This is a genomic window from Ignavibacteria bacterium (assembly GCA_016707005.1).
In the GTDB taxonomy this organism is placed as follows: Bacteria; Bacteroidota; Ignavibacteria; order Kapaibacteriales; family Kapaibacteriaceae; genus UBA10438.
In genome coordinates this window covers 633,873-658,085 of sequence record JADJIQ010000001.1, presented here as the reverse complement: position 1 = coordinate 658,085, position 24,213 = coordinate 633,873, and the positions used below count along the sequence as shown (strand labels likewise).

At 53.5% G+C, this 24,213-nt stretch carries 20 protein-coding genes; 4 read left to right on the top strand and 16 right to left on the bottom strand.

Features of this window, described 5'->3' with window-relative positions; all coding sequences use genetic code 11:
* Positions 1-34: 34 nt before the first annotated feature.
* The 3 genes from raiA to rocF all read right to left on the bottom strand — a co-directional run bounded on the left by raiA (position 35) and on the right by rocF (position 2,165).
* Positions 35-322, bottom strand: coding sequence for a ribosome-associated translation inhibitor RaiA (raiA, locus tag IPI29_02825; protein MBK7411469.1), 288 nt, complete (start codon positions 320-322; stop codon positions 35-37).
* Positions 323-414: 92 nt separating this feature from the next.
* Positions 415-1,245: a hypothetical protein gene (locus IPI29_02820; protein MBK7411468.1), complete on the bottom strand. Its 831-nt coding sequence runs from the start codon at positions 1,243-1,245 to the stop codon at positions 415-417.
* A 2-nt stretch (positions 1,246-1,247) separates the two neighbouring features.
* A complete protein-coding gene (gene rocF / locus IPI29_02815; GenBank protein ID MBK7411467.1) occupies positions 1,248-2,165 on the bottom strand; it encodes an arginase in 918 nt (305 codons plus the stop codon).
* A gap of 454 nt (positions 2,166-2,619) precedes the next feature.
* Here rocF and IPI29_02810 point away from each other — a divergent pair, with 454 nt between their 5' ends.
* Entirely contained in the window at positions 2,620-4,569 is a 1,950-nt protein-coding gene (locus IPI29_02810) for a tetratricopeptide repeat protein (GenBank protein MBK7411466.1), read from the top strand.
* Between the two features lie 124 nt (positions 4,570-4,693).
* Here IPI29_02810 and IPI29_02805 read toward each other — a convergent pair whose 3' ends face one another.
* From IPI29_02805 to IPI29_02785, 5 genes are all read right to left on the bottom strand, one after another.
* The gene (locus tag IPI29_02805) at positions 4,694-6,085 is read right to left on the bottom strand and encodes a T9SS type A sorting domain-containing protein (protein ID MBK7411465.1); all 1,392 of its coding nucleotides are present in this window, start codon (positions 6,083-6,085) and stop codon (positions 4,694-4,696) included.
* A 281-nt stretch (positions 6,086-6,366) separates the two neighbouring features.
* Positions 6,367-8,922 carry a hypothetical protein gene (locus tag IPI29_02800; GenBank protein MBK7411464.1) on the bottom strand — a complete coding sequence of 852 codons (2,556 nt, stop codon included), beginning with the start codon at positions 8,920-8,922 and terminating at the stop codon, positions 6,367-6,369.
* 351 nt (positions 8,923-9,273) lie between these two features.
* Positions 9,274-10,134: an acetyl-CoA carboxylase carboxyltransferase subunit beta gene (locus tag IPI29_02795; GenBank protein ID MBK7411463.1), complete on the bottom strand. Its 861-nt coding sequence runs from the start codon at positions 10,132-10,134 to the stop codon at positions 9,274-9,276.
* Positions 10,135-10,221: 87 nt separating this feature from the next.
* Complete coding sequence (locus IPI29_02790) at positions 10,222-10,548, bottom strand: transcriptional regulator (GenBank protein ID MBK7411462.1); 327 nt, start codon at positions 10,546-10,548, stop codon at positions 10,222-10,224.
* Between the two features lie 58 nt (positions 10,549-10,606).
* Positions 10,607-12,829, bottom strand: coding sequence for a hypothetical protein (locus tag IPI29_02785; GenBank protein MBK7411461.1), 2,223 nt, complete (start codon positions 12,827-12,829; stop codon positions 10,607-10,609).
* 283 nt (positions 12,830-13,112) lie between these two features.
* Here IPI29_02785 and IPI29_02780 point away from each other — a divergent pair, with 283 nt between their 5' ends.
* A complete protein-coding gene (locus IPI29_02780; GenBank protein ID MBK7411460.1) occupies positions 13,113-13,490 on the top strand; it encodes an endonuclease domain-containing protein in 378 nt (125 codons plus the stop codon).
* 175 nt (positions 13,491-13,665) lie between these two features.
* Here the strand turns inward: IPI29_02780 and IPI29_02775 are convergent, their stop codons facing one another.
* Positions 13,666-15,024 carry a hypothetical protein gene (locus tag IPI29_02775; GenBank protein ID MBK7411459.1) on the bottom strand — a complete coding sequence of 453 codons (1,359 nt, stop codon included), beginning with the start codon at positions 15,022-15,024 and terminating at the stop codon, positions 13,666-13,668.
* Between the two features lie 59 nt (positions 15,025-15,083).
* Between IPI29_02775 and IPI29_02770 the strand changes: the two genes are divergently transcribed.
* Both IPI29_02770 and IPI29_02765 read left to right on the top strand, forming a co-directional pair.
* Positions 15,084-15,380: a hypothetical protein gene (locus IPI29_02770; protein MBK7411458.1), complete on the top strand. Its 297-nt coding sequence runs from the start codon at positions 15,084-15,086 to the stop codon at positions 15,378-15,380.
* Positions 15,283-15,714 (top strand): cytochrome c, encoded by a 432-nt coding sequence (locus IPI29_02765; protein MBK7411457.1) that lies wholly within the window; start codon positions 15,283-15,285, stop codon positions 15,712-15,714. Before IPI29_02770 ends, IPI29_02765 begins: the two co-directional genes overlap by 98 nt.
* A 223-nt stretch (positions 15,715-15,937) precedes the next feature.
* Here the strand turns inward: IPI29_02765 and IPI29_02760 are convergent, their stop codons facing one another.
* From IPI29_02760 to IPI29_02730, 7 genes are all read right to left on the bottom strand, one after another.
* Positions 15,938-17,266, bottom strand: a complete 1,329-nt coding sequence (locus IPI29_02760; GenBank protein MBK7411456.1) for a T9SS type A sorting domain-containing protein — start codon at positions 17,264-17,266, stop codon at positions 15,938-15,940.
* Between the two features lie 181 nt (positions 17,267-17,447).
* Positions 17,448-18,290 (bottom strand): hypothetical protein, encoded by an 843-nt coding sequence (locus IPI29_02755; protein MBK7411455.1) that lies wholly within the window; start codon positions 18,288-18,290, stop codon positions 17,448-17,450.
* A 322-nt stretch (positions 18,291-18,612) separates the two neighbouring features.
* Positions 18,613-19,089, bottom strand: coding sequence for a transcription elongation factor GreA (gene greA, locus IPI29_02750; protein MBK7411454.1), 477 nt, complete (start codon positions 19,087-19,089; stop codon positions 18,613-18,615).
* Between the two features lie 36 nt (positions 19,090-19,125).
* The gene (locus tag IPI29_02745) at positions 19,126-20,325 is read right to left on the bottom strand and encodes a bifunctional 3,4-dihydroxy-2-butanone-4-phosphate synthase/GTP cyclohydrolase II (protein ID MBK7411453.1); all 1,200 of its coding nucleotides are present in this window, start codon (positions 20,323-20,325) and stop codon (positions 19,126-19,128) included.
* 14 nt (positions 20,326-20,339) lie between these two features.
* Complete coding sequence (yajC, locus tag IPI29_02740; protein ID MBK7411452.1) at positions 20,340-20,660, bottom strand: preprotein translocase subunit YajC; 321 nt, start codon at positions 20,658-20,660, stop codon at positions 20,340-20,342.
* A 24-nt stretch (positions 20,661-20,684) separates the two neighbouring features.
* Complete coding sequence (gene tgt / locus IPI29_02735) at positions 20,685-21,833, bottom strand: tRNA guanosine(34) transglycosylase Tgt (GenBank protein ID MBK7411451.1); 1,149 nt, start codon at positions 21,831-21,833, stop codon at positions 20,685-20,687.
* Between the two features lie 511 nt (positions 21,834-22,344).
* The gene (locus IPI29_02730) at positions 22,345-24,189 is read right to left on the bottom strand and encodes a hypothetical protein (protein MBK7411450.1); all 1,845 of its coding nucleotides are present in this window, start codon (positions 24,187-24,189) and stop codon (positions 22,345-22,347) included.
* Positions 24,190-24,213: the final 24 nt, after the last annotated feature.

Below are 24,213 nucleotides of genomic sequence, written 5' to 3'. Positions count from 1 at the left end.
GGGTAACTAGTAACTAGTACCTAGTAACTGGTAACTAGTGACTTGTCTGCTTATCATGGATCTTCGTCAGCTGGCGTTGGATCTTCTGTGCGGCGTCGTGGATGGCCTTGCCGAAGTCTGGGGCGGATTCTTTGGCAACGATGAGTTGACCATTGATCTTGACGGTGAATTCGCAGGTTTTGGTGAGGGGGCCTTCATCAACGATGGCATCGACGCGGATGATGGAGCTGTGGAATTTTTCGAAGTGTGTTGCGGCGTCAACGGCGGCTTGGTGTTCGGTATCGGTAAGAGTGCAATGGCGGGTGGTGATATGGATATCCACGATCGTCTCCTTTGTCAATGAATGTATGAAGTGCTTCGGCAACTAACCATGGGAAATGTAGGAAGGAATCTGCTCCTTGCAAAGGAACATTCTCACGAGTTTCCCACGGCCTTGGCTGGTGGACGTATGAAGAGCACAAATCCTATACGGAGTTGAAGTCCACCCGTCTGGATCTTGTAATCTCCCTGCAACCGCGCAGGTGTTTCTGCCACAAATGAGTCGGCGGTCTTGGTAAAGAGAGGGGCGGTAAGGGGCATGTACAGATAGCCCCCTTCCATGGTGATGGCAGCGCGGATATTGGCGCCGAGTTCGTCATCGAGTCCGAGGGAGACACCGGCGCGGAGCATGACGGCCGGGACGAGGTGTGTTTCGTTATAGCGTTCGCCGCCGAGACGTGCGCCGATGGACTGCGATTCGGTGATGGTCTCCGTCCAACGGAAGGTGGCAGCGCCCATTCCAATGCCTGCCCCAACGAAGCCCGTGAACTGTCGGGCATGCGGGTAGTAGTCGATCGTCAGCAGCGCCGGTATACACGTGAGCGCAATATCCTGCGTGATGTTTTGAGGGGGCGCAAACGACGTATCGGTGATCAGCGGTTTATAGTCGTAATTCTCCCGCACCACGGCCTTGTAATACCCTGCCATCACGCCGATGCTGGCGTTGCCGAGTTGGTAGGTGGAGAGTGATGCGGAAAAGCCCATGGGGGCGTTGAAGCCGCTGGCCTTGCCGCCCAGGACCAGTTGATAGTCCTTGAAGAACTCGTCGGCATCAATACCAAACGTCCACATTGCCGAGAGTTCGGCGCGAACGGGTTTGAGATTGCCTTTATGGGCCGGACGTGTAGCACCAATGACCAGACTATCGGCAGCGAGTGACGTTACCACAGAGCAACACATCACGAGAACAACGATGATGGTGCGCACGATCAGAGGATCCGTTTTCCCATCGACGAGGCAATGATCTCTGCTGCGAACTCGGCGGTCTTGTTACGATCATCGAGGATCGGATTCACTTCGGCCACCTCGAGCGAGGCATAGGCTTCTACTTGGGAGATCATTTCCATAAAGACGTGGGCTTCGCGCATGGTTAAGCCCCCTGCCACCGGAGTACCAACACCCGGGGCAACTGAGGGGTCGACGCCATCCATGTCGAAGGAGATGTGTAGGTGGTCAACACTCCGTCCCATATCCTCCAGGACGCGAGACGCGATCTCATACATCCCAAGGCGGTCCACATCAAACATCGTAAACGCCGCCACGCCCAATTCCTTGATCAGTTCCCGTTCTCCCGCATCGATACTGCGGAGTCCGATAATGGCAAGGTTGCGCGGATCCAGTTTTGTGAACTCGCCCCCTATCCCAAGAAGAGAAGGGTGTCCATATCCCATTGCAACGGCAAGGGGCATTCCGTGGATATTTCCGCTTGGTGTTGTTTCCGCCGTATTCATATCCGCGTGGGCATCGATCCAGATCACTCCAAGCGTCTTGCCCTGTTCCTTGCAGTGGGCAGCGATACCCGCAACAGAGCCAACCGACATCGAGTGATCGCCGCCGAAGATCAGCGGGAAATGTCCGTCATCCAGGATCCCCTTCACCCGCGACGAAAGCACCGAGCTCATCGCCGCCACTTCCGGCAGATACTTCAGCTTCGCGTCCTGCAGTTCCTGCACCTCGATGTTACGGATCGGGATATCCCCTTCATCCACCACCGTATAGCCAAGCTCTTCGAGTTTGAGATCCACATCGGCGATACGCAGAGCAGAGGGCCCCATATCAACCCCACGGCGGTCGGCACCAAGATCGATCGGGAAACCAAGAACACGAATTGTTTGAGAGCGACGCATGGTTATGCTTATGACGTTATGACTGTTATGACGTTATGACCTACAAAAGTACGTCATGCCGAGCGGAGTTTTTTTTCTTCTCTAGGTCCCTCGTCGCTACGCTTCTCGGGATGACGCTGGCCCCGCTGGTCTTTGTACAAAGAAACGCGAGCACCATCATTGATGGTGCTCGCGTTTCTATCATTGGGAATAGGATTGAGGTAGCGTCATTCCGAGGAGCGAAGCGACGAGGAACCTACGCCAGCAAGAACTCACCCCCCTGCCCCCTCTCTCACGCTTCGCTAGTGAAGGCGTGCCGGTTCGTAACAGAGGTTGGGAACAATGAACGTCATTTCTTATCTGTCATGCCGAGCGGAGTCTGTCCGGCCGAAGGGAGGATCGAGGCGCGCCGTACGTCGGGCTAAAGCCTGTGGCGAGTAACTCCGAAAATCCGTATCTCCGTAACTTTATTCCCATGTCCACCCGCACTTTCGAAGAACTCAAAGACGCTGTGAATAATGCCACGCGTAATAGCGATGCCGCTTCATTGATGGAATGCGCTGAAGAGCTCCACGCTCTGGCCACGTCAGAAGCCGAGGCAGTGGCGCACACCGCTCGCGGTGTGGGTTTCGCGCTTGGCAGCAACTACCCCGCGGCGCTGGAGCACTACCACCACGCCCTGGCAATGCACGAGGAGCTAGGCAACCGCAGCGGCGTGGCACGCGTTACCATGAACATCGGCAACGTGTACCGGAACTCCGGCGACTACCATGCGGCGCTCGAGCAGCTCCACCGAGCTCTTGCAATGCACCAGGAGCTTGGAGACAGAAGCGGCGTGGCACGTGTCACCAACGGCATCGGCGTCGTGCACTATAGCACCGGCAACTACCCCGCGGCGCTCGAGCACTACCACCGCGCGCTGGCAATGCACGAGGAGCTAGGCGACAGCAGCGACGTGGCACTTGTCACCGGCAACATCGGCGGCGTGCACTATCACACCGGCATCTACCCCTCGGCGCTGGAGCACTTCCACCGCGCTCTGGCAATGCACGAGCAGCTAGGCGACCTCAGCTACGTGGCGCGCGCCACCGGCAACATCGGTAACGTGCACCACTTCACCGGCAACTACCCTGCGGCGCTCGAGCACTACCACCGCGCGCTGGCAATGCATGAGGAGCTAGGCGACCGCAGCGGCGTGGCAGTCGTCACTGGCAACATCGGCAATGTGCACAGCAACACCGGCAACTACCTCGCGGGGCTCGAGCACTACCGCCGCGCAATTGCCATTCACGAGGAGCTAGGCAACCGCAGCGACGTGGTAGGCGTCATCGGCAACATCATAACGGCAATGATTGGATCAGGGGAGCACGCCGAAGCTGAAGCTCTGCTGCAAACCATGGACACTTTGCAGATTGATAATCCCCATATCGTCGTTCAAAAAGAACAGAGCCGTGCATCGCTTCAGGAGCATCATGGCACCCTTGATGAAGCAAGAGCAACTCTTCGAGCGGCACTGCTGATCGCTCAAGAACACACGCTTGTTCCAAAGCAGGCCGACATACATAAATCTCTGCGCGATCTGGCATTGAAACAAAACGATCTTGCCGGATACGTAGAGCACAACAACGAATTCACACGCATCACAGAAGAGGTCAACGGCAAGGAAACCGCAACCAAGATGGCCATGCAAGAGAAACAACGCGAGATCGATGCTGTTCAACGCGAACACCAGAAACACATGGCCGTGCTGCACTCAACACTTCCAAAGCACATTGCCGATAGAGTAGCGCGCGGTGAAACAGTAAATGATCATCATGAGAATGCAGCACTGATCTTCCTGGACATCGTGGGCTTCACATCTATCAGCGACCGCATTCCGTCAGGTCACGTAGTGCATTTGCTCGAGCAGATATTCACCACACTTGACGCAGTGTGTGAGAAACACAACGTCGTCAAGATCAAGACAATTGGTGACAGCTATATGGCCGTGTCCTTCGGAACAGCGAACAGCGAAGAGCGAACAGCGAACTCAGGACACATTTATGATGCCGCAACGTGCGCACTCGAAATGATCGCATCGCTCGATACATTGGTGATCACCATGCCCCCTTCCCTTGGAGAAACATCGTGGACAAATGACATCGGCGAGATAAAGGTCAGGATCGGAATGCACTGCGGTCCAGTCACTGCCGGCGTTATCGGCACCGCCCGCATGCAGTATGATGTATGGGGCGATACGGTGAATGTGGCGAGTAGGATGGAATCTACATCAGAGCCAGGTAAGATCCACGTCTCTGAGGCATTCGCTACGCTCTTGCCTGCGACCTCTTCTGGCGACTCGTTCGAGCGACCTCTTCAGGTTTTGGAGCGCGGCGAGATTGAGGTAAAAGGCAAGGGTATGATGAAGACGTATTGGTTGGAGTAACACGGGCATTCCGAGGAGCGGAGCGACGAGGGACCTAAGTGGCAACCTCAACTCACCCCCCTGCCCCCTCTCTCACGCTTCGCTAGAGAGGGGGTGTCGGTTCGTAGCAGAGGTTTGGTATTCTTCACAACGTCATAACCCGATATGCACAGGTCTTCACACCATCAGCATTCTGGAGTACGAGGATGTAGACGCTTGGTGCAAGACCCGGCGGAAGCTGGATGTTGTAGGTGTTGTTCTCGTTGTCGGTGTTGACATCAAGTGTTCCTTGCGCAACGTTCGCGCCGCTGATGGTATAGATGCTCCATGCAACAGCTTGTGATGTTGATGAGCATGAGACGGTTGTCGAACCTGATGCTGGGTTGGGGTAGATGAGATCTGGTTTCGATGACGCTGATTCATGAGCGATGTTCGTGGGGGTCTGCGTGAGGTCGACGGCAAATATTTCTGATTGAGATGCTACAAAGAACTCAGTCATTTCATTGTTGAACGTCGGTAGTTTATCAGATGCGATTCTTGTCTCGTCCACGATTGCATGTGGCTCTGTTTCACCGACATTCCATTTGCAAAGTCTATTGCGCTCATTATCTGGAAGCCACGATGAAGATCGGATGCCGAAATACGTCTTGACATCGGGACTCCATGCAAAAAATCCGAAATCTGGTTCGCCGTTACTTCTGAGTTCCCAAAGAATCTCTCGAGAGGCCAAATCCATAACGACAGCCTTGGATTCAAGAGACACGCGCGGTTCAGACACGCTACCGGTGCCACCGGATGTCATGAGTTTACTGCCGTCATCCGAGAACGCCGGGAATCCATACAAGCCAGTGTTAACAGGCGCAATACCGGTGTCAGCCAATGGCTGGATGACAACAAAGCCATCAAAGGTGACCCCATTTATAATTGAATCCGTTCTGTAGGCCAGCATAGTCTCGGCCTCGTCAAAGCACATCCACCCAAACTGAGCTCGTTGAGTCGTCTTCCACGTTTTACCGGTTTGACGGTCGATGACGACCCCATAGTCCATCGCGAGGAACCTGCCTTTGGAGGAGAGTACAAGGCCCTGTGGGGGATAATGGTCGTAGAATCCAAGACCTCTCTCCGCAGAGTCTAACAGACGCTTTGATGGATACTCTATCATAACCGTTCCTACGTTAGCGATGTCGCCGCTTCGAAATGCTACTAAACTCCCATCATAGGTAGTCCCAATGTTAACTACTCTTTGCTGGCTTAGACCCTTGATCTTGTCCCACACTGATGGGTAGTCCCGCATATTGATGGTGTCGGTGATCCTGCCTTGTTTAGTGTCGACCACAAGCACAAAGCCGTGTTTTGTTCCAACGAAGAAGAGATCAGCGTTGCGCGCATAGGCAACACTTCCCGTACCCCGCATGTTTGGAGGTGTGATCGTCCACTTGCGCTCGCCAAGACGCGGAAGCGTCTCTTGGGCTCTTGACTCATAGACCTGCACAAGCAGGGCCAGGATGCCTATGGCGATCATTACTACGCGTTTCATTGACCTTCTCTGTGAGTGACGAAGGCAATCTAGGTACTGGGGGAGCTTGGTTGTACCTTGACAGAACCTTAACTGAATAGCGAATAGAGAATAGCGAATAGCGAATAGAGAATAGAGAATAGTGAATGTCATGCCGAGCGGAGCCTGTCATGCCGAGCGGAGTCGAGGCACGCCGACTGGCAAGAACTCACCCCCCTGCCCCCTCTCTCACGCTTCGCTAGAGAGGGGGTGCCGGTTCGTGGCAGAGTTTGGGGATAGGCACATAGATGCGGTATGGTTGACTATTCCGATCCAACCACGAATGTCAGTGATTCGATGATTGTACCGTCCTGGGTGCGACGGATAGCCGAGTATAGATCTGATGAGAGTGCAGTTCCGTATGTAGAACGCAGATTCCAGGAGACGGACTGTTGTGAGTCAGCAAGAGCAGCGTTCCATACTATCTCCCCTTGTAGGGAGACAACGGTGACGGTTGTGGCTCCAGCGACTTTCTTCACGAACGATAATGTGACGTGGTCGTAGCATGGGTTTGGGTACGATGATTCATGTGAATCGGAGGGCCCGCGGGGGGGGCCTCCGGAAGTATCAGGTAGTCCCTTCGGTCGATCCTCCACACGATAGATGTCGAGTCCTTCATCCAGGAGCAACCTCTGCAGATCAATGATATTGGCTACGTTTGGTTCACCTGTAACAACTAACAGGCGAGCGCCAGCCGTGTCAATGGACGCTTCGATGTAATATCTACCTGGGACGTTAACGATCCTCAATGGAATGCTATCTGTTGACTTATAGAATACGAGGTCGATAGACTTAGTTGAGTTCCCACTCATATGATTTCGTACCTCAAGAACGAGACTCGAATGTGGAACGGCTAGGATGTTCTTCGGCAACCGTGCCGACAGTATTTGCGCACCCGATGTTGCGTCATACACACCATGATTTGGTACCCAGAGGTACTCCCCGTTGTGTACGAATACTGCTGGGCCCACCGGGATGTTGGGCAGTTCCTCGCATTCACCCGTAGTGGCATTCTCTCGCCATACGCGTCTTACCGCCTTTGATGTGTCCTCTGCAAGATTGCCCAAAAACAATGGTCTATCCTGTGATGGGTCGAATGCTACGTAGAGAGGTGAGTCCCAACATGGCACGTCGTTGGCATTGGAGTCCTCAGAAAACGTCATCATATTCATCCAGCCTGATTCAAGATTTCCATGTAGGAAAGAACTCAAACCGTAACTAATGTATCTCCCATGATATTGATCGGTGGCCCGCTCGATTCTATACCTTGCAGTTGGATATTGGCTATTGTTGGATGTGAACGACGTACTTCGGAAAGCCCATTCTAAGTCTCGCAGGTCAACGACATTGTAGTGAAGTATCTGCCATGGGTCTGGACCCGGTTCATTTCCGCCATACCCATCACTTGACCGATAGGATGATTGAAACACTACAAGGTTGTCTGAGGCAAACGCGGTAACAGCCCTTGTTTCCCAACTTACCAGACCACTTCTCATCATCAGCACCGAATCATGATCAAGATCGACGATCCCTGGTACCGGTGCGCCAAAAGCTAAACGATCCCCAGAGGGAGAGAGAGCAATGCTTCTACCAGCTGATCCGATCCACGTTGTGTACTTCGAACGCTCCAAAGGGGCTACCGTGAATTGTCCGACAGTATCACTCACAACATTGTTGCCATCAAAGAGTCCAACGCGGATCGAGTGACTCCCTATCTCCTTCGGATAATAGACTCGACCGGCAATTGGTTTGTCGTCGACTTCAACGCGAATCTCAAGGGGCTTTGTGATCGGTAGAGATGCAAAGGTCATGACCTTAGGACTATGCTCTGTTACCACGAGTGATTCAAACTGGGCATGGATACGTGGAGTTTGCGTCGATGGCGGCACGATATACACGGGCATGGGCTGACCAGGCAATACAACAACCTGTCCATTCGGTGATATCGACCAAGGGGCACTGTATACATATGAAATGTACAATGAGTACGGCAACGGCATTCTATACTTCGGCCCTGAAAAGATGTCGTACACGGCTATGTAGCCATCACGAGACTCTCCAATACTCCGCATACCATCTGAACTCACTATTCCATTAATTATCTCAGGTAACTCTACAAAGAGGACGTCGTTGGTACCATCGTAGATACCATTGCTGGAGAGAATGTAGTTGGTTCCATGAAGAAACTGATCGATACCAACGCCGGGGCAATTGCCGATCAGTTTTGATCCTCGAGTGACTCTTTGACAATAGCGGACGGCGTTGTTTTTGAAATCTATATAGTACGTTAAGCCATACGCCAGCAGCAATGAGTCATGCTGACCAAAGGACGCGTGGAAAAGGTAGCTGCTTCTCTCAAACGGCTGCGATACGGACTTAGTTTTCCTGTTGTAGATGAACCCATTACCGACAAGAACATTCCCCGACGGACTAATGAATAGCTTCCCGTTGTTTTCATAGGGCCTTGACGATGTCGGAAGTGTATCAACTTCACGGAGAGCCCCTTCTAACGAATAGCTAGATATGAGTAAAGCCCGAGTGGTGTCTCCGGAGAGCCTCATCGCTACAACAACGCCCTCTCGATGTTTCTCGAATGCGATTGCCTCTACACGTCCACCCGCCTCCCATGAGCGAATGATCGACCCACTAACGGCATCGCAGATCGTTACAATAGTGCCGTTGGCATACACCACCGTCGAATCACTTGCATTGACAATCGCCACGTACGGTGGAAGCGTCCATGCCACAGGCAAAACTGGTACTTGCCCAGAGGCAACGCCGCATCCAACAGCAACAAGTAGCAGTATGAGAGATTTCATACAGCAAAGCTAGTGGCAATTGAACCGAATGGAACCTTGACAAAACCTTAACTGAATAGCGAATAGCGAATAGTGAATAGCGAATAGCGAATGTCATGCCGTGCCCTACGCTTCTCGGGGTGACGCTGGCCTCGCTGGTCTATGTACAAAGAAACGCGAGCACCATCATTGATGGTGCTCGCGTTTCTATCATTGGGAATAGGATTGAGGTAGCGTCATTCCGAGGAGCGGAGCGACGAGGAACCCCGCCCCTCGACTACGCTCGGGGTGACGTGTGCCTCGACTACGCTCGGGGTGACGTTGCCTCTTCGCCCTGCCCCTCGACTACGCTCGGGGTGACGTGTGCCTCGTCTACCCCCGCACTGTCCCGCCGCTCATCAAGTGCGTGAGCACGGTGGCGAGCTGGCGTTTGAGTTCTTTGCGGTGGGTAACGAGATCAACGAAGCCGTGTTCGAGGAGGAACTCGGAGCGTTGGAAACCTTCGGGGAGTTTGCGGCGGATGGTCTGTTCGATCACGCGCGGGCCTGCAAAGCCGATGAGGGCCTTGGGTTCGGCGATGATCACGTCACCCAGCATTGCATAGGAGGCTGATACGCCCCCTGTAGTGGGATCTGTCAGGATGGAGATGTATGGGAGGCCTGCCTCGCCGAGTTCGGAGAGGAAGGCGCTGGTCTTTGCCATCTGCATGAGGGAGAGGGCGGCCTCTTGCATGCGGGCGCCACCGGAAGCGGAGATGAAGACAAAGGGCATCTTTTGTTCGAGGGCGCGGCGACCGGCTCTGACGAATTTCTCGCCCACCACGGATCCCATGGAGCCGCCGATGAAGCCGAAGTTCATACAACCAAAAGCAACGGGTACGCCGTGGATGGCACCGGTGCCGGTTGTAACGGCATCGGGCAGGTCCGTGCGCGAGTAGGCTTCTTTGAGTCGGGCCTTGTACGGACGTGTGTCTACGAACTCCAAGGGGTCGGCAGAACGGACCTGACGGTCGGTCTCTACCCACGTCCCCCGGTCGATAAGCACATCCACATACTTGCTGCTACCAATGCGGAAGTGACTGTCACACGTAGGACACGTGTAGGCGTTCTCTTCAAGCTCTTTGCGGTAGATAATGGTTGCGCACTCCGGACACTTCGTCCAGAGTCCGTCGGGCATCTCACGAAGCTGCTGCTCCGTTGTGATGTTTTTGTTTTTTCTGAGGAACCATGCCATGTGCGAAAATAGCGAATAGCGAATAGCGAATAGCGAATAGCGAATAGCGAATAGCGAATAGCGAATAGCGAATAGCGAATAGCGAATCTAGAGCTGACTGAGGCGTTTGATGGTATCTGGGTACTTCCTGACCATGAGGATCAGCAGGGCGGCTTGGGTATTGGGCTTAGCCCTGCCTTGCTCCCAATTCTCTAGGGTTCGGGCATTGGTACGGAGGTATGCCGCAAACACTGGCTGCGAAAGCCTCAGATTCGTGCGGATGGCAACTAACTCGTCGGGGCTGATGGTCGGAACGTCGTGCTCCACAAGCACATGTCGGCGAAGGGTGATCTTCCCTTCTCGTTCATGCTTTAATGCATCGATTCCCTCGGCGATCTCTTTGAAAAGAGATCTCTTGGATTTCTTTGTTGACACATTGATCTCGTGATAATCTATGTGTCGTAATATACGCTATTTGCGTACACTTTGAGTGCTACCGCACCAGTACCACCTTGTCCGTCCGCCCGTTTGCACGGCGCATATACACACCAGAAGCAAGCTGCTCGACCTGAGCACTAGTGGTGGCCACCACCATCCCACGCATGTCCATCACATAGTAGCCATTCTCAGTCCCATCATACGTCCCATCCTCAGTCCCGTCTTCAGCGATTGACGTAGCTCCCACCTCCACGTTATGAAACGTGATCGCGCCCACGCCGTCGGCATTCACCAGCCACGGACCTTCGTAGATCACTTCTGTTCCGACGTAAAACTTATCCGGCACGTAGGAGATGCGTGATATGGGGCTTGCGAACGTGAGTTCAACGGCATCGTTGGTAACAGTAACGTTGGTTGGCTGGATCGTTGGATCGTCATTGGCAAAGAAGGCGTCTCGTGCGGTGCGCATGGAGCCCCCTATCGACATATCGGGAGTCATGCGCAGTTGTGCAGCGCGGTTGAATGTGAGGCGAATGCGTGTGCATTGTGCGTCGATGCAGTTGGCTGTTGCGATGGTTGGAGATGACGCGTATTTGCCGGGCATCAGACTGAGTTCGGTGATGCGGTAGAGGTTGAAGAGTTGTTCGCCGAGTGTGAAGTATCCGTCGGCGCTGTAGTGACAACCATCGTGGAAGGGGAGGCCGGCGGCGGCGTGGACAACAACCTCTGGGTGACGGTCTTCGAGCTTGCGCTGGGAGTCGCGGAGTTTTTGATGTCCGTCCCCACCACATCCCGGACGTATCTGCACAACCACGATATGCTGCAGATTGGGCAGATCCTCCAACCACGCATTGCGCAGTTGATCGAACAATGCGGTGTAGTCATCAGCACCACTGTTCGATTCACCCTGATACCAGAACAACCACCGGATGCGATCCTTGCTTCCGCTCTGTATCACACGATACAACCAACTGCCGTAGATCGTGGAAAGGTTGAGTCGGTTGTTTGGGTCGGGCAGATGTTGCTGGATTGACGTGCCCCCTACCCCACCATTGATCACCATCGTCGGCGTTCCCATCTTCTCAATGATGGCATTCTGCATGTACAGTCCCCACCCGCCAACATTTGCTCCGCCACCGGTGCCTTCTGCAGAGCTTGCCTTGTATAATGTATCGGCTCGCTGCGATGAGAAGTTGCCGCCATAGGTACGAGAGAATGGTGAGGGGGCTATCCCGGCCGCACCAAAGATCGAATTGGATTGTCCGGTGATGGCGATCACTTCACCGCACGTGATGTTGCGGTTGTTGATGACGGTGTCGAGCTCAACGCCGCCGGTATCGGCTGTGACGACAACATTGTACAAGTGTGCGCCCGACTCAACAACAAAGCCCACACGGAACGTTGCATTGACGGCAAGGTCAAAGAAGCTTTGTGATACTACATCAACACCATTGGTGTCGACCGTCACCGCAACATTCTTCACACGAGCAGCAGCAACACGTCCGGCAACAAACAACGAATCTCCACATCTCGCCAACATCATATTCTGCGGCACAGCATCAAAGACGATCGTTGGCGGCAATGGGTCGGGCGTGCGTGCAATTGCATACCGCGCATGCAGGTACGTATCAAGTGCAAGCAGGTCAGCCCCCTCCACCTCTCTATCATACACAAGCACCTCGGCGATCTGTCCACTATAGAAATTCCCGCGCTGAAACGCACCAAGGAAGATCACACTATCCATGTTTTGTGGGATAGGATCGGCCGCCCCTTGTTCATTGTTCACTGCGATACGAGCTACACCCGATTCCGTATCAAACCGCACACGCACGATTGATGGACCATTCACTCCAACACTACTCACCGCTTGTTGTGAGAAATTGCCTGCATGCAACATCCGCGGAAAGGCAGAGCTGCCAAGCCAGAACGCACGGTCATTGCCCGACACGATGTTATTCGTTGCACCAATGTTGTTCACTTGCAGAACCACAACCACCGTATAGTCCTTGCCAACAGGCATGAGGGAAGGGGCTTCCATATACCCCGCTCCATCAAGCACCATTGATGCACGACCATTCAACGGAGCCGTTGTAACAGCGGACGAACCCTCGGGTACAAACGCCGCTCTGCCATCAACGATGTTCTTCCACGACACGAGCTGACCCTGCGCGTTCTGCGTTACTAAGGAGTCAGCACGCAGCCACATCTTCAGTCCGGCCTGCGGCACCTGAGCGCAAAGAGAGGTAGTGATGGCGAGAAGGAGGAGGAGTGTCTTCATAGATGCACCAGTTAGTAAGGGCGAGGCCATGCCTCGCCCGAAATATACGTGCATGGGAGTCGAGGGGGCTCACAACATCGGGCTAAAGCCCGACGTTAGTCAAGAACTCACCCCCCCTGCCCCCTCTTTCACGCTTCGCTAGGGATATCAAGAACTCACCCCCCTGCCCCCTCTCTCACGCTTCGCTAGAGAGGGGGTGCCGTTGCCTATTGTGAGTGTTTCGCGAGCGCTGTTGTAGTGCAATGAATGTCACGTTGTGATCGCTGGGAAGCACGTAGCGGGTATGAGGAACCCCTACGAACAGATCGACATGATCAAGATCGCACGGCAGATGCGTAAGAAGATGACGCCTGCCGAACGGATGCTTTGGGAGAGGCTGCGCGCTCGGAGACTTGGTGGCTTTAAATTTCTACGCCAGCATGTGGTCCGCGATTCGATCGCTGACTTTTATTGTCATGAGCTTCGTTTGATCATTGAAGTTGATGGCGAAGCCCATCATTCTCCCATTCAGCAAGAGCGCGATGACGAACGCGACTTTCAGTTGGCTGCCCACGGCTATTGCACAGTGAGAGTCAGCAACGCAGATGTGTTAACTGATCTCGACGCTATATGTGAACGACTCCTCGATCTCATCTATGCCGAGATCGATCATTTACTCTAATGACGCTGTGTCTCAATGACTAATGACAAATGACTAATGACAGTTTACGCACCGGCACCCCCTCCCTAGCGAAGCGTGAGGGAGGGGGACGGGGGGAGAGTTCTTGCGTGGCGCGTAGCTCGGCATGACGCTGTGCCTCGACTACGCTCGGCATGACGCTTCGCTCGGCATGACGCTACCGCCTCCACACCCTATACAACGCCTCGCCCGTTACGGGGATCACGCGGATGAGGAGATAGCGGGAGCTTGCACGCTGAGGGATCGCGATGTGATGATCACATGCGCGAGTAGATGATGCGATGTGTTCGCCGGTGTAGGTGTAGACGTCTACGTCGCAGTCGCGGCCGTCTCGGAGGCGGACGTGGATGCCGGCATCGGTGGGGAGCACGTCAAGCCCCATATCATTTCCGGAAGGGGGCGATACGGAGGTGGCGTCGTCAAGGAGGAAGAGGCCCGACTCGGTGCAGAGGTACATGCGGCCTGACAGCGAGTCGTGTTTGATGACCCAGATGTTTGCGGAGACATCGCCGAACTCATCGGGGATCCATGGTACGTCGTCGTAGTTGAGCCATGTCTCTCCGCCGTCGGTGCTGCGACGGACAATGCTGTCGCCTTTGATGATCGTTGGCAACGTAAATGTCCGAAAGCCCCCTACCCACACATCTTCTCTGTCTCCCACGGGTTGGAACTCTACGGCCCACAGACTGGTGTCTTCATGAGCGATGCGATACCACGATGCGCCGCCATCAGTTGTGCGCAAGGTTCCGCCGTTGCCCTTGATGTTCTTTGGGTCACTGATGGTAACGATGGCATAGCCAAGGTTTGGCGTGCGTGGTGAGAAGGCGATCTTGGGGATCTCAGCGTCGGGGGTGTAGAGATCGAAGCGGTCGTTGACAGGGACTGGACGCCAGGATCGACCAGAATCATCGGAGCGGACGATCACCCCGGACTGACATCCGGCAAAGAGGATGTTTGAACTGTCACGTCGGATAGCAACGGTGTGCAGTTTCGTGGTCATGGTGTTTGGCACTACACCCATCACCTCCCATGTCTCTCCGCAGTCCTGACTCCTGTACACTTCATTGATCGTTGATCCACGCACGGCATAGAGTGTTGTCACGTTATTCGGATCGTCAACGATGGCTTCGCTGATGAACCAGATACGTCGGTTCATACTATCGGCCAACACCCGCGTCCATGTCCGTCCTCCATCCGCCGAACGCATCACTCCGTCCATCACATAGCCCCCTACCAAGATCACATTGGTATCGGCTCTGCACACATGAACCGTTGTGAGGTGGTTGCCGGCATCAAGATCACCAAGAACGGAGATCGTCCACGTGCGACCCTGATCAAAGGATCGATAGAGCTGGTTCGACCAATTGCCAACGTAGAGTTTGTTCTTATCGAGCGGGTTGATGCGGATGGTATAGGCAAGTCCGGGCATGAGCGGACGCCATACGTGGGGCGGTGTTTGTGCCCAGGATTGGGCCACTGCGAACATCACCGCCATACCAACAAGAAGGGTCTTCACGTGCGCTCCGTCGAATTCTGTTGTTCGAAGATACGATAGGTGCGATTTTTGAGACACAGATGTCCGCAATTCAACGATCACTCCCTCTTCTTCTCTGCCTCCTCATCGTTGCATGTGAAGATACGAGTGCGCCGCCACCAACCACAGACGTCTGTTTTACCACCCAGGTACAGCCCGTGATCGATGCCGGCTGTGCAAAGAGCGGATGTCACGACGAAGCCGACCCCGCCGGTGATGTATTGCAACGTCCGGGCATCGTTGTCCCCGGAGATCCCGCCCAGAGCCGACTCATCAAGCTCCTCACCTCAACCGATCTCACCGTACGCATGCCCCCTCCCACCATGGCCTGCATTTGATTCACAGACCATCAACACCATCTCGCAATGGATCGATCAAGGGGCTTCTGTCAGCGCCTGCACATCCCCGCTCGACACAACAACAGTAACGTACACAACTTCCATCAAGAGGATCGTTGATCTCTACTGCGTTGGATGTCACATCAAACAAGTGAGCGGCAGCGGCCCCATCCTCACAACCCACGCACGTGTGAAGGACGAGATCATCAACGGTCACTTCATGCAAACCATAGAACACGAAGATGGCTACGTCCCCATGCCACCGGGACGAACCCGCGTAAGCGAACGAGAGGTGGAGCTGTTGAAGACGTGGGTACGACGCGGCATGCCGTAGGGGCAGGGCGAAGGGGCGAAAGGGCGAAGGGGCGAAGGGGCGAATGGGCGAAGGGGCGAAAGGGCGAAAGGGCGAAGGGGCGAAGGGGCGAAGGGGCTAAGAGGCGAAAGGGCGAAGGGGCGAAGAGGCGTTCGTCACCCCGAGCGGAGCCTGTCCTGCCGAAGGGAGGATCGAGGGGCGTCATTTCTTCCCGAGGTCCCACGTCTCTTCTTACTCCCCCACCTCACCACGAGACAAGGAGTTTCTCAGCCACAACTCCATCGGCGGATTGGAACAGCACCAGATAGACGCCGCGCTGGAATTGATCAGTTGAAACTCGGAGCGTATGAACATTAGAACTTGCGGACTCTACAACACGTTCATAAACAGTACGCCCTGCTTGATCAACGATCAGTACACGACCAGTGGAAGCCGTTGGTGTTGTTATTGTAATGTCGTCAATGGCAGGATTCGGCGAGAGTTGTAGGCCTTTAAGGTGCGTTAGATCACCGCTCGGATCTACGGATGTTGTGCCTACCCCTCCATTGAAGGTTACCCAAAGACCGTAACTACCACCAAAGATCGCATTGTTTGAGTCAATAGCGGCCAAGTGCGTAGCTCTCCACAGATTCGCAGCCTCAGGACGAGTATCAATGAAGCTAGATTGATCCTGCCATGTCAGGCCTCCATCGGTTGTACGATGTAGCGCTTTGCTACCACTAGTCCAGCCGTACAATGTGTCGACGAACACGACGGATGAACAACCGAACCTGCACACGTCCTTACTTGACCACGTCGATCCTCCATCACTAGTTGAATGCAACAAACCGCCAGCTGCTTTTCCAATAAGAGTATCAAGGAAACAAATATCGAAAGCTCTATCGAATGGGTATTTCGTAATGTCAGAATACGTAGTTCCTGAATCGGTGCTCTTGAAGATGTCTCGATCCCACACATGGGCGTAAACAACATTTTCACCCGGTGCTGTCATTCCGTCAAAAGCGAGTTGCGAATCAATCAACTGCCAGGAACCCGTGCGTGGAAAGTACTTGATAAAGACCGACTCGGTTTCATCTACGTAACCAGAAATGACCGTGTATTCGCCCCGATATGATGCAGATGAAGTCAATTTGTACTGTGTGCCTAATCGCGACAGTATTGAATCGGGTAAGAGCGGTGAAGCGTCGGACCAGCTCCTTCCAGTATCACGTGAGGCAATGAACACATTGCCTCCACATGCGAAAAGCATTGAGTCATTGACACTAGCAATGGTCTGAATGCCACTTCCGTCCCCGTCCGCTGGCGCTTCGTAGGCAATTGCGAACGATGCACCACGGTCAGAAGAACGGGCAATAACGAGAGTATCACCACGAACCCCCGCAGCAAACACAGCCGTAGGATTTGCAATGTGGATCTCCGTGATATCCAGATACTGCGGGCGTACGATCACTGCACGCTGCCACTGCGCCATCGTCGTTATCTGGCACAATATTCCAACAACTGCGAGCAGGGCTAGTCGCAACAAAGGCAGCTGAGTGCACATTGCTTCTGTGCTGGTAAAGGGGCTAGGCATTTCGTGTCACGATCATCGGAACGCTTGGGCTAGTTGGGGAAAGCCTGTCACACAAGTTAACCGTCAAATCGTCACAACTGTCACTACTTCAACTCACGATTCTCACCCCGAGCGGAGCCTGTCCTGCCGAAGGGAGGATCGAGGGGGACGTCATTGAGTCATTTGCCAACGCGTCATATGCTTAGGGTATGACCTGAACTCGGGATACCTGACTCCACTTGCCTCTGAACCATTTTTCATACCATCGCAAGCCATAATATGCATACTGGCGATGCATTCCGAGATATTGCATTCTAGGTAGTAAATCTGATTGAAGACGTTCACCTTCACCATCTTCCATCGGTTGCAACGCTTCCGCTGAACGGATCGATGTAAAGTAGACGCCGGTTTTCTCATCGTACGTCAGTTTGTATTTACTGCGACGGATAAGTGGTATCGCACCTACCTCTTTCACACGATAGTTCGTATCTACGTACCGTATCCGAATTGTTCTCAAGTCTTTCGAAATCGTTAGATCGGATGTAAATCCTCCGTATGTCATCTGACCAACACGTATATCTCCAGCTCGAAACTCGGAAGTCCCCGTCCAAAACTCAAGCACTTCTACATGACGTTCAAGAATTGAGCTGTGGACAAGCTTTCCGTTCAGAACTCGGAACAGATACGTGACCCGAATAACTGCTGCACTTGATCGAGGCCGTATACCCTCAACAACGAGCATCGTATTCTTGAGAATATATGCAGTATCGTAACCACGCACATCACTGATCCCGAAACCCGACCCGTTCATGGTTACCCAGATAGAGTCGCCAAAGAACTTGTGGCCTACGACGACATGTGATATGGTTCCTTCCCCACTGTCTTCAATCTCAAAATGTTCATGGACGGTACTGTCTTTTTTGTAATAGCTCGACCGTGGCTGTGATGACTCAATGAGTTCCGGGTCCTTTTTCTCGCTTTCACGCGGTGCGCATCCAATCAAGGAATTGCATATACCAACATGCGCACAGAGAATAACTGTCAAGCATTTTCTCCATGTAATCGTCGACAACATGTCCATGTGAGTCCTCGGTGCGTGTTTTCTCTCTGTCAGCGTATCGAGTAGCAGAGCCCTTACCCCCTACTACCATGGAGTCCCCGCCTGTTTCGACGGCTGCAAACTAGCATCAGTCATTGCAAGTATGACGGGCATAAAGGACTATGACCGACTACACGTACTGGCACCCCCTCCCTAGCGAAGCGTGAGGGAGGGGGACGGGGGGAGAGTTCTTGCTTGGCGCACAGCTCGGCATGACGTCATTTCGTCATACCGTCATGATTGTCATACCGTCATAAAAGTCATAACGTCATTTCCCGATCTTCAACACCTCATACTGGATCACACCGGCCGGGACCTTGGTCTCGATGATGTCACCAACAACCTTGCCGAGGAGGGCTTTTCCGAGGGGGCTGGTTACGGAGAGTTTGGCCTTTTCGAAGTCGGCTTCTTCTGGGGATACGAGGAGGTATTCGATCTCGCGTTTGGTCTTTTTGTTGAGGAGGGTAACCCGACTCAAAATGTAGACCTTGTCGTCCGGGAAGTCACTGGCGCTGATGACCTGGGCTTTGCCGAGAATGGTCTGTATGCGCGAGATGCGGATCTCGAGGAGTTCTTGGGCGTTCTTGGCTGCATCGTAGTCTGCGTTCTCAGAAAGGTCTCCGTGCGCGCGTGCATCGGCGATCTTCTGGGCGATGTCTCGGCGTCCAACGGTTTTGAGTTCGTGGACTTCTGCTTGCAGTTCGTGGAAGAACTCTTTGGTGACGTATACGGATTCGCTGGCCATGACTGAACCTTGAAGAGATCGATTTCGGAAGTATGATTAGAGGTGACGGAGCAGGTGCCCCATCTTGTCGCGTTTGGTCTCAAGATAACCCTGATTTTCTGCTGTTGCCGGAACTTCGAGGGAAACAAGGTCCACTACTTCGAGTCCGTGCGACTGCAAACCAACACGCTTCTTGGGATTATTGGTCATCAAGCGCATCTTCCGCACACCTAGGTCGTGCAAGATCTGCGCGCCAATTCCATAATCCCGTGGATCAGGCGGAAAACCGAGGTGGGTGTTGGCCTCCACGGTGTCCATTCCCTGTTCCTGTAAGGCATAGGCCTTGATCTTATTGGCTAGTCCGATGCCCCTTCCCTCTTGACGCATGTAGAGGACAACTCCGCGACCTTCCTTCTCGATCTGGTCGAGGGCGGCGTGGAGCTGGGGTCCGCAGTCACATCTGCGCGACCCAAAGATATCCCCGGTAAGGCATTCACTGTGGACGCGTACAAGAACGGGCTCGGGCGTTGTGATGTCGCCCTTGATAACGGCCACATGCTCCTTGCCATCCAAACTGTTCTCATAGATGCGCAGCACAAAATCACCATGATCGCTTGGCAGTTTTGCCTCGGCAACCATGCGTATAAGGGTCTCATGTTTGCGTCGGTACGCAATGAGATCCTGCACGGAGATCATCTTGAGATCGTGGTGTTTTGCCATTTCCAGAAGATCCGGCACGCGGGCCATTGACCCATCGACTTTGAGGATCTCGCACAACACACCAACGGGTTTGAGTCCGGCAAGCTTCATCAGATCAACCGTTGCTTCGGTATGCCCTGCTCTGCGCAGCACACCACCTTCTACAGCGATGAGGGGGAAGATGTGTCCCGGACGTGCGAAGTCTTCCGGACGCACGGCATCTTCTGCCATAGCGCGCACGGTTGCCGTACGATCACTCACAGAAATTCCACTGGCAGTACCATGCACGTAATCAATGCTGATCGTGAACCGAGTGCCGTGCAGGGCAGTGTTATCGCTCACCATGAGCGGAAGATCCAGCGCGCGTGCGCGTTCCTCCGTAAGGCTGGTGCAGATAAGCCCCCTACCTTCTGTGGCCATGAAGTTGATGTTCTGTTCCGTGCATAGCTCTGCCGCACAGATCAGATCACCTTCGTTCTCACGGTCTTCATCATCAACAACGATGATGCACTTACCGGCTTTGAGGTCGTTGACCGCTGATTCGATTGAGTCGAGCATCGAGAGTTGACGTGTTATTTGGCTACGACGGTGCCAACGGAGCTCTTATCGAACTTGACGTTGGTGTTGGAAGCGATGGTAACGGTGATGGTGGTTTCGTCAACCTCATAGACCGTTCCATGGATGCCGCTGGAAGTAACCACGGCGTCGCCCTTCTTGATGCTGGCAAGCAACTTCTGGTGTTCCTTGGCGCGCTTTTGCTGCGGACGGATCATCATGAAGTAGAAGATGGCGATCACTGCACCGAACATCACTACTGTTTGAATGAGTTGTCCGGTTGTATCACCACCAGCACCGCCGGCAGGGGCAGGTGACATCAGAAAGAGTGCAAGCATTGGTTCTCCGTTCGAAAAGGTCGTTTATGATCGTTGTTGATTGAGTCGTTCAATGGTCTCAGCAGCCCAAGGACGGAATGTGCCCTCGAGAATTTTCTCCCGAGCTGTTTTTACCAGCCAAAGATAAAGAACCACGTTCTGGATGATTACCAGCATGAGTCCCAGGATCTCTCCGGCGTGGATAAGATGACGAAGATACGCCATGCTGTAGTTCTGACTGCTTTCTGCCCCCACCAGGAGGTCGATGGGCTCGTCGCACTGTTTCCACCGTGCATTCTTGATATTGACCCGTCCGGACGTAGTAAACAGCGTCCCATTCCGCGCATTCCTGGTGGGCATCACACAGTCGAACATATCCACCCCCAGGTCGATCGCCCTCAGGATATTCTCGGGCGTCCCCACGCCCATGAGATATCGAGGTTTGTGAGGGGGCATTACCGCCGTAGAAGCCTCTGTCATGGCATACATATCCTCGGCCGATTCCCCAACGCTGAGTCCGCCAATGGCATAGCCTTCAAAGTCCATCCCCACAAGCTCTTCCATACATCCGCGTCGCAGGTCGGCATACGTACTCCCCTGTCCGATAGCGAATTGTGCCTGCCGATGTCCGTAGAGAAAGGGGCTCTCCAGATGATGCGTCCGCGAACGTTGCGCCCAGCGCGTGGTGAGCTCCATGGACGTGCGCGCCTCGGTATAGGTGGCCGGGTGTGCCGTGCATTCATCCAGGACCATGAAGATATCACTGCCGATGGCCCGCTGCGTATCCACAACATTCTCGGCCGTAAACAAGTGTTTCGATCCATCCAGATGGGATCGGAACTCCACCCCTTCCTCGCTCATCTTGCGAAGTTCACGGAGGGAGAAGACCTGAAAGCCTCCCGAGTCGGTAAGGATCGGTCGTTCCCACGTACTGAACTTGTGGAGTCCACCCATTGCCGTAAGCGTCTCCACCCCTGGTCGCAGGTAAAGATGGTACGTATTACCAAGGATGATCGGCGTATCCAGTTCGCGCAGAGACCGGTGGTCCATAGCCTTCACCGCCCCTTGCGTACCAACCGGCATAAAGACCGGAGTTGGGATATCCCCGTGATCAGTGTGAACCACACCTGCACGTGCAGAGCTTGCCGGGTCTGTGGCTTTGAGGGAAAAGAACGCTTCGGAAGAAAATGACATTTGAAGTTATGACGATATGACATTATGACGTTATGACTCTAACAATCTAACACTCTAACAATCTAACACTCTAACACTCTAACACTCTAACACTCTAACACTCTAGCAATCTAGCACTCTACCAAGATTGGTGATACGATTAAGCATTTTCACGAGGTCGCAATGGGACGATTATGACTAAGTTCATCCGTGGGGAATATTTTCAACTCTAGGGGAGTCCATTTATGGATGACGCAGTATACACTTACGTTACCGTCGCACAAGCGGCTACCGTAACAGTTCGGTCTGGGGCCAAACCACCGAACGGGTCGCAGATCCCATTGGGATCTTACATACTCACGGTGACATCATCTACACCAGCAACGAATACTGGTGGCCGACTTACGTTTTCTCAAAACACGCCACTAACTGTTAGAAGCGCGGTTCCAATTGGAGTGACAGCGCCGGATTGGACATATCCGTTCAATGTTACGACCGATAGCACCGTTCAAGTAACTCAAGTACCCGATCCTTAAGTGGACTCAATCCAATAGGTAGTCATGAGCCCCTTTCCGTGAATGTTAAGGGGCTCTCTCTTTATCAGCCTCATATCAGCAACATTTGCTAGCTGCATAGCCACAACTTCAGTACAGTTAATGGAGCCTGGTTTGGAGTGTTCCTCCATTCTCGCAGCTACGTTAACCGTGTCTCCCCATACATCATAAGAGATACGCTGTCCGTCCATCACTCCCGCTATCACAGGGCCTGTGTTAATTCCAATTCGAAGCCTCGATGGATTGATCGGAAGTGCGAACTCTCCCCGAACAATCGCAAGTGCCATACGTGCGATTCTCTCAACATGGTCGTCAAGCTCTGTTGAGGCGCCACAGATTGCCATGTAGGAGTCCCCAATCGTCTTAACACGCTCACAACCAAATCGCGAGGCAGCAGCGTCAAGACCCGTAAACAACTGCGAAAGGAGTTCAAGGAGGGCTTCACCGGACATCGACGAGACGAGCTCCGTGAACCCTACAACGTCTGCAAACATGATCGTAACGGCTGGTAGCGTATCGACGATCTCTCGTTCACCGGCAGTCAAACGGGTAGCGATGTGTGCGGGCATCACTGCATTAAGCACTCTGCTCCGCTCTTCGTCTCTAACCCTAGCGGCTTCCTTCTCTTTTGCAAGGCGTGTGCGCACAGAGGCTATCTCTACGGCTCTTTCCGTTTCTGCTTCGTAGACAGATCGCTGAAGACGCATGCTCTCTTGGAGAGTCTCTAAGGCCCCTTCGTAGCGATGAGCCTTCGTTAGAAAATCCACAATATCTGATGCTGTTCCAATTGCTTCTCGTCGGTTACCGTTGGAGACATATCGTGTAAAACACTCACGCAGCAACGCTATTGCATCGTCAACCTTGCCATTCGCATGTTGAAGTACTGCAATACGCTTCATACACACGAGGATCATTTCCTGAAGCTTATGCGCCTCAGATATCTCGTAGGCCTCCTTAACGTACGCAAGTGCATCGTCAATCGAATCGCCTTGTCGAGCGTGTTCTGATAGGCCAATCAAGGCACGCGCCTCGAACTGAGCATCGTGCTTCGCGCGAGCAAGATCACGGACTTCAGAGTAGGCTTTGAGAGACTCGTCCATTCGTGCAAGTGCCTTGAGCGTAATGGCCCTGTTGAGCTTAAGAGCAATGAACGTCGACCAGTCTCTCTCTATCTCTTCAAGCTCTAGTAACTCGTCGATAATGTTGATCGCATCGCCATTCCGAGAGACCCCCTGGTAGACCGATGCAAGATTGCAACGTGTTCGAACGAGAGCATCTTTGTAGTCGGCATCTTCTTCAAACTCAGATATTGCCGACTCGTAAAGCGTGATCGCTCGAGCTTCATCGCCTAACGCTAGATGCACGTTCGCTAAATCGGAGACTATTCGAAAGGCATTCTTTGGAGCCGTGCTGGTAAGTACAAGATCAAGAGCCGTTTGGAGTTTTTCCATTGCCTCCGAGTATCGACCTTGAGCCTTGTAGAAATGGGCAGTCAACCAATACAAGGTTGACGTAGCCAGAGCCCCGTGGAAGTGCCGAGCGATCTCTTCGGACTCCAATAACTCTAATCCTTCTTGGTCCTTTCCGCGGCTTGCATAGCACCTTGCCAGGAGAGACGCAGCATAGGCAGTGGAGTTCTTGACCTCGGGGGGCGGGGTCTGAAGTATATCCTCAAGGACCGACTGTGTTTGAGGATAGTTTCGTTGCTGATAAAACTCCAGAGCGTCATAAAGCCGACTATCCAGCTGTGCCCGGTTCGCTAACACTACCTTCACAGCAGAGCGAAGGTTCAGGAAAAAGGCATTGTCAAACGTTGAGTCCATCCACAAAGATACTCGCCCCTTACC